This is a genomic window from Treponema sp. UBA753, assembly GCF_002297325.1.
GTDB lineage: Bacteria > Spirochaetota > Spirochaetia > Treponematales > Treponemataceae > Treponema_D.
The window spans coordinates 20,717-22,464 of sequence record NZ_DBKJ01000050.1; the positions used below are offsets into that span (position 1 = coordinate 20,717).

Genomic DNA, 1,748 nt, shown 5'->3' on the forward strand with positions numbered 1-1,748 from the left:
TCAATAACTTGAACTTCATCAAGAAGAAGATAGCATTTTTTATCTTTTGGCATTTTTTGCAGAATATCTTGATACATTTCATTTGCCGTTGCAACAGATGAAAAATCCATATCTGAATAGGAAATAGAAACAATTTGTTTTTCTTCTATCCCGCTTTTTTGCAAAAGGCTTTTATACAATGACAATATAGATGATTTTCCACATCTGCGGATTCCTGAAAGAATTTTTACAAGAGGGATGTCTTTGTACTTTTTAAGTTCTTCCAAATATTCTTTTCTTAAAAACAATTGGTTTTCAGGCATATTCATAAAAAAAGAATATCACGGAATTCAATCTTTTTCCATAGTTTTTACTGAGTTTAAATAAAAACTGTGTAACTTTATAAAGTTTTTACTGAAACACAATAAAAAGTTTGTATTTACTTTGCTTTTCTATTTCCCAAAAATGAAAAAATATTAAAAATGGGAAATGAAAATGATTTTCTGTTTCTCAAAATTGAAAAATTGTTGATTTTGGGAAATAGACAGAGTATAATTCAAGCATGAAACTGGTGGAAAGAAAAGAATATTTGGATTTGCTTAAGGAATCTGTTCAAACGCCTGACATAAAAGTAATAACTGGCATAAGGCGTTCTGGAAAATCTAAACTTATGGAAACTTTTATTGAGTACGTAAAAAATTCTGTAAAAAATGCGAATATTATCCATATAAATTTTAATGACATAAGTTTTGAAAATCTTACAGAATATCATGCGTTGAATTCCTATGTGCAGGAAAAATTTGATTCAAACTGTGAAAATTTTCTTTTTATTGATGAAATTCAGCTTTGCGAAGGCTTTGAAAAAACAATCAATTCGCTTCATGATTCAGAAAAGTTTCATATTTATATAACTGGCTCAAATGCGTTTTTGCTTTCTAGTGATTTGGCGACGCTTTTTACAGGCAGAACTTATGAAATTCCTGTTTTTCCTTTTTCTTTTAAAGAATATTGTAAATATTTTAATGGGCTTGAAAAAAATCAAGCTTTTGACAATTTTGTTAGGGAAGGAGGCATGGCAGGTTCTTTTGTTTATCCTTCTGAAAAATCAAAATATAATTATATTAGAGAAGTTTTTGATACTTTGATTGTCCGAGATATAAAGCAAAAATATAAAATTAAAAACATTGCCTTGCTTGAAAAGCTGAATGATTTTTTGCTTGATAATATTTCATGTGAAGTTTCTGCCCGAAGCCTTGCAAATTCTCTTGCTTCAAATCAGGAGAAAACAAACAACAAGACAATAAGTGCGTATTTGAGCTATTTATGCAATGCCTTTGCTTTTTATAAAATTCGCCGTTATGATATACGCGGAAAAAAATATTTGTCCAGTCAAGATAAATATTACCTTGCAGATCATTCGTTTAAATATGCAAAATTGGGAACAAAAAATTTTGATTATGGCAGAATATATGAAAATATTGTTGCAATAGAATTGCTGCGGCGCGGCTATGAAATTTATACAGGCGTGCTTTATAAGAAAGAAATTGATTTTGTTGCAATTAAACGCAATGAAAAGATTTATATTCAGGTAAGTGATGATATTTCAGGCGAAGAAACCTTTAAAAGAGAAACAGTTCCGCTTTTAGGTATAAAAGACGCATATCCTAAGCTGATTATTGCAAGAACAAGGCATGATGAATATTCCTACGAGGGAATTCGCATTGTTGATATTGTAAACTGGCTTAGCGAATAGTATTTTTGCAGAATTG

At 29.7% G+C, this 1,748-nt stretch carries 2 protein-coding genes; one reads left to right on the forward strand and one right to left on the reverse strand.

Annotation, left to right across the window (positions count from 1 at the left end; all coding sequences use genetic code 11):
• A partial coding sequence (locus B4C08_RS04310) for an AAA family ATPase (RefSeq protein WP_296663308.1) occupies positions 1-308 on the reverse strand: 308 nt, incomplete at its 3' end.
• Positions 309-541: 233 nt separating this feature from the next.
• Here B4C08_RS04310 and B4C08_RS04315 point away from each other — a divergent pair.
• Positions 542-1,732 carry an ATP-binding protein gene (locus B4C08_RS04315; RefSeq protein WP_296663311.1) on the forward strand — a complete coding sequence of 397 codons (1,191 nt, stop codon included), beginning with the start codon at positions 542-544 and terminating at the stop codon, positions 1,730-1,732.
• Positions 1,733-1,748 lie beyond the last annotated feature (16 nt).

Excerpts from the sequence above, each read along its gene's own strand:
- B4C08_RS04315 (WP_296663311.1), top strand. The coding sequence starts at position 542 with ATGAAACTGGTGGAAAGAAAAGAATATTTGGATTTGCTTAAGGAATCT.